This is a genomic window from Pseudomonas sp. SDO5591_S426 (assembly GCF_054070755.1).
In genome coordinates this window covers 1-5,050 of sequence record NZ_JBSVXD010000285.1, presented here as the reverse complement: position 1 = coordinate 5,050, position 5,050 = coordinate 1, and the positions used below count along the sequence as shown (strand labels likewise).

Sequence of the window (5,050 nt, the reverse complement as noted above, 5' to 3'; positions counted from 1 at the left end):
AATGGCGGGGTGAAGAGGGGGGGGGTTATTGTGGAGGTCCCGCGAGAGAGGCCCCGCTCCTACACTTTTCAGGCCGCCAGTTCTCCTTTTGCGACAGCGGCCGATGCCGCCAACATCGCCCGCAACAACACGGCACACCCCGCCGCCAGATCATCCGGTGCGGCGTTTTCGATTTCGTTGTGGCTGATGCCGCCTTCGCACGGGACGAAGATCATCCCGGCCGGCCCGAGTTCGGCGAGGAAGATTGCGTCGTGCCCCGCTCCGCTGACGATGTCCATATGCGATAGACCCAGTCCCTGCGCGGCACCGCGTACCGCTTCGACGCAGCCTTTGTCGAAGTACAGCGGCGGAAAGTCTGCCGTGGGCGTGAGCTCGAAGGTCAGGCCATGTTCTTCGCAGGTGGTCTCAATGACTTCGCGCACTTCGGCGATCATCGAATCCAGGCGCGCCGGCTCCAGGTGACGGAAATCCAGGGTCATGCGCACTTCGCCGGGTATGACGTTGCGTGAGCCCGGGTAGGCTTGCAGGCAGCCGACGGTGCCGCAGGCGTGGGGTTGATGACCGAGAGCGGCGCGATTGACCGCACCGACGATCACGGCGGCGCCGACCAATGCATCCTTGCGCAGGTGCATCGGCGTCGGGCCGGCATGGGCTTCGACGCCGCGCAGTTTCAGGTCGAACCATTTCTGCCCGAGGGCGCCCATCACCACGCCGATGGTTTTGCGTTCGTCTTCGAGAATCGGGCCTTGCTCGATGTGCGCTTCGAAGTAGGCACCCACGGCATGGCCGCTGACTTTTCGCGGCCCGGCGTAACCGATGGCGTTGAGCGCCTCACCGACGGTCACGCCCTCGGCGTCGACCTTGGCCAGGGTTTCTTCAAGTGTGAACTTTTCCGCGAACACACCGGAGCCCATCATGCACGGGGCGAATCGCGATCCTTCTTCGTTGGTCCACACCACCACTTCCAGCGGTGCTTCGGTTTCGATGTTCAGGTCGTTGAGCGTGCGCAACACTTCGACGCCAGCGAGCACGCCGAAACAGCCGTCAAACTTGCCGCCGGTGGGCTGGGTGTCGATGTGGCTGCCGGTCATGACCGGTGGCAGGTTCGGATTGCGGCCAGGACGGCGGGCGAAAATGTTGCCCACGGCGTCGATGCTGACGGTGCATCCGGCCTCCTCACACCAATTGACGAAGATGTCCCGCGCCTGGCGGTCGAGATCGGTCAGGGCCAGGCGACATACGCCGCCCTTGACCGTGGCGCCGAGCTTGGCCAGCTCCATGAGCGACTGCCACAAGCGATCGCGATTGATGTGCTGATGGGTGGACTGCAGAACGTCTACGGCCGCGTTCATGATGATCTCCTCAGGCTGTTCTTATGGATTTCTTCAGGCAATTCGGTAGTGTTTTTGAGGTCGCCATCGCTGCGATGCGGCGTTCCGACAAGCCCGCTCCCACAGGTTTTATGGACACCCGAGACACCTGTGGGAGCTGGCTTGCCAGCGATGAGGCCCGATCTCACACCGCAGATTTCGCAACAGAGTGACTGGGCCGCATCGCGCACAACCCGTAATAAATCACCCCACCCAGCGCCGACCCGGTAAACCAGCCATAGCTGTAGAACCAGCTGAACGCATCGCTGCCCAACGACAACAACGTCAGCACCACCGGCACACCAAACGCGATAAAACCGTTCCAGTTCCACGCCGGGTACACGTCATCGCGATAGAGCCCGGCAAGGTCCAGTTGCTGTTTCTTGATCAGGAAATAGTCCACCACCATGATTCCGGCAATGGGTCCGAGCAAACTGGAATAGCCGAGCAGCCAGTTGGAATAGACCGACTCCAGGCTGACGTCCGAAACGATCAGGCCAAGCTTTTTCAGCAACTCATGCGCCATCAACCCCAACCCCACCAACCCGGTGAGGATCACCGCTTTAGTCCGGTTGATCACCTTCGGCGCAAGGTTCTGGAAGTCATTGGTCGGCGACACGATGTTGGCTGCGGTGTTGGTCGACAGCGTGGCGATGATGATCAGCGCCATGGCAATGGCCACCCACACCGGGCTCTGGATATGACCGATCAGCGTAACCGGATCGGACACTGTCACGCCCACCAGTTTCACCGAGGCAGCGGTCATCACCACGCCGAGGGAGGCAAACAGGAACATGGTCAGCGGCAAGCCGATGATCTGCCCGACGATCTGATCCTTCTGGCTTTTTGCGTAGCGGCTGAAATCCGGAATGTTCAGCGACAACGTGGCCCAGAACCCGACCATTGCCGTCAGACCGGCAGCGAAGTAACTGGCCACACCGGCGCCTTCGGGACGCTTGGCCGGGATCGCCAGCAATTCGGTCATCGACACATTGGGCATGGCCCAGACCAGCAGCCCTGCGCCCACCAACACCAACAGCGGTGCGGACAGGGTTTCCAGCCATTTGATCGACTCGGCGCCGCGAATCACCACCCACAGGTTCAGCGCCCAGAACACCATGAAGCCAATCACCTCACCGGTGCCGCCGAGGGATTTCCAGCCCTCGAACACCGAGCCCAGAAACAGGTGAATCGCCAGGCCGCCGAACATGGTTTGAATGCCGAACCAGCCACAAGCCACCAACGCCCGGATCAGACACGGGATGTTCGAACCGAGGACGCCGAAGGACGAGCGCAGCAACACCGGAAACGGAATCCCGTACTTGGTGCCGGGGAAGGCGTTCAGTGTCAGGGGAATCAGCACGATGATGTTGGCAAACAGAATCGCCAGCAGCGCTTCGCCAACGCTCAGGCCGAAGTAAGCGGTCAGCACGCCGCCAAGGGTATAGGTCGGTACGCAAATCGCCATGCCGACCCACAACGCGGTGATGTGCCATTTATTCCAGGTACGTTCGCGCACCTTGGTTGGTGCAATGTCGTGGTTATAACGGGGACTGTCGAGGACATCGCTGCCGGCTTCAAGCTCAAACAAGCCGTCGCGCTCGGTCACTTGCGATCTGATCTGTTGCATGGCCGCTCCACTGTTCTTTTGATTATTTTTGCTCATCAGGGGCTGGCACCATCAATAACCGTGCCGGACACCCCGATTGCGCATCGGGCAGTTCCATAAACACTTTGCAACTAACTGATGCTTATCAGTTTTATTCACTGACTCGACTATCTGCCGTGCCACTCAGGCCGAATGCCAGGCAAGTTGTCCGAACAGTCAGGACTCAATCTGGTGCGTTGATCTTTTTTTCAAAGTCGCGCATCAACCATAGACCATACTCAAACAGCTGATTTCACATAAGAAATCTTGACCATTTTTAGATCCTGTCAAGTGCGTCAAAATGGTGAGAGGCCTCACCATTTTGGGGATTTATGTTTTTAATCGTTATTTATCAATCAGTTAAAACAGCAATAAGCTTATAAAAAATATTCTTGCTGATTCCATAAACTGCGGCTAGCGTTTAATCCTGACAGCGTTGACAGGAATAACCCTGTTGGCACTTGCTTCATATAAAACATTTAGAACCGGCATCAGTCGGTCATTGCCTGCGAGGAATCCGGAATGTCTCTGTTGATCCGTGGCGCTACCGTTGTTACCCATGATGAAAGTTATCGCGCCGATGTGTATTGCGCAGACGGCGTGATCAAGGCCATCGGCGAAAACCTCGACGTGCCCGCAGGTGCAGAAGTACTCGACGGCAGCGGCCAATACCTGATGCCGGGCGGCATTGATCCACACACTCACATGCAACTGCCCTTCATGGGCACCGTGGCCAGCGAAGACTTTTTCAGCGGCACGGCGGCAGGCCTTGCTGGTGGCACGACTTCAATCATCGACTTCGTGATTCCCAACCCGCAGCAATCGTTGATGGAAGCCTTTCATCAGTGGCGCGGCTGGGCCGAGAAATCGGCGTCCGATTACGGTTTCCACGTCGCCATCACCTGGTGGAGCGAGCAGGTTCGCGAAGACATGGCCGAGCTGGTCAGCCAGCACGGGGTCAACAGCTTCAAACATTTCATGGCGTACAAAAACGCGATCATGGCCGCCGACGACACGTTGGTGGCGAGCTTCGAACGCTGCCTGGAATTGGGTGCTGTTCCCACTGTTCACGCGGAAAACGGTGAACTGGTTTATCACCTGCAACGCAAGCTGATGGCCCAGGGCATGACCGGGCCGGAAGCGCATCCGCTGTCACGTCCGTCGCAGGTTGAAGGCGAAGCCGCGAGCCGGGCGATCCGGATTGCCGAAACCCTGGGCACGCCGCTGTACCTGGTGCACGTGTCGACCAAAGAAGCGCTGGACGAAATCACCTATGCCCGCAGCAAAGGCCAACCGGTCTACGGCGAAGTGCTGGCCGGGCATCTGCTGCTGGACGACAGCGTCTACCAGCACCCGGACTGGCAGACCGCTGCTGGTTACGTGATGAGCCCGCCGTTCCGCCCGCGCGGTCATCAGGAAGCGCTTTGGCATGGTCTGCAAGCGGGCAACCTGCACACCACCGCCACCGACCACTGCTGCTTCTGCGCCGAGCAAAAAGCCGCCGGCAAGGACGACTTCAGCAAGATCCCCAATGGCACCGCCGGCATTGAAGACCGCATGGCCGTGCTCTGGGAAGAAGGGGTGAACACCGGGCGTTTTTCGATACAGCAATTCGTTGCTCTCACCTCCACCAATACCGCGAAAATCTTCAACCTCTACCCGCGCAAAGGTGCGATCCGCGTTGGTTCCGATGCCGATCTGGTGCTGTGGGACCCGCAGGGCACGCGGACGATTTCCGCCAAGACCCATCACCAGCAAGTCGACTTCAACATCTTCGAAGGCAAGACCGTGCGCGGCGTGCCGAGCCATACCATCAGTCAGGGCCGCGTGGTCTGGGCCGATGGCGACTTGCGCGCCGAGCGTGGTGCCGGGCGGTACATCGAACGGCCGGCGTATCCGGCGGTGTTTGATTTGCTGAGCAAGCGGGCTGAGTTGAATCAGCCGGTTGCCGTGAAACGCTGAGCACAAAAGATCGTTCCCACGCTCTGCGTGGGAATGCTGCCCGGGACGCTCTGCGTCCCATTGGAACGCG

General features: G+C 59.2%; 3 protein-coding genes. 1 reads left to right on the top strand and 2 read right to left on the bottom strand.

The features are described from left to right. Window positions 1-68 precede the first annotated feature (68 nt). Window positions 69-1,352 carry a Zn-dependent hydrolase gene (locus ACW9JC_RS28590; RefSeq protein ID WP_338586423.1) on the bottom strand — a complete coding sequence of 428 codons (1,284 nt, stop codon included), beginning with the start codon at window positions 1,350-1,352 and terminating at the stop codon, window positions 69-71. Window positions 1,353-1,515: 163 nt separating this feature from the next. After that, complete coding sequence (locus tag ACW9JC_RS28585; protein WP_338586422.1) at window positions 1,516-3,000, bottom strand: NCS1 family nucleobase:cation symporter-1; 1,485 nt, start codon at window positions 2,998-3,000, stop codon at window positions 1,516-1,518. Window positions 3,001-3,540: 540 nt separating this feature from the next. On the opposite strand from ACW9JC_RS28585, the gene hydA reads away from it, so the two are divergent. Then, the gene (gene hydA, locus ACW9JC_RS28580) at window positions 3,541-4,980 is read left to right on the top strand and encodes a dihydropyrimidinase (RefSeq protein ID WP_457459231.1); all 1,440 of its coding nucleotides are present in this window, start codon (window positions 3,541-3,543) and stop codon (window positions 4,978-4,980) included. Window positions 4,981-5,050: the final 70 nt, after the last annotated feature.

What these genes read in the sequence shown, in the direction of transcription:
- hydA (WP_457459231.1), top strand. Translation starts at nt 3,541, where the DNA reads ATGTCTCTGTTGATCCGTGGCGCTACCGTTGTTACCCATGATGAAAGT.
- ACW9JC_RS28585 (WP_338586422.1), bottom strand. Translation starts at nt 3,000, where the DNA reads ATGCAACAGATCAGATCGCAAGTGACCGAGCGCGACGGCTTGTTTGAG.
- ACW9JC_RS28590 (WP_338586423.1), bottom strand. Translation starts at nt 1,352, where the DNA reads ATGAACGCGGCCGTAGACGTTCTGCAGTCCACCCATCAGCACATCAAT.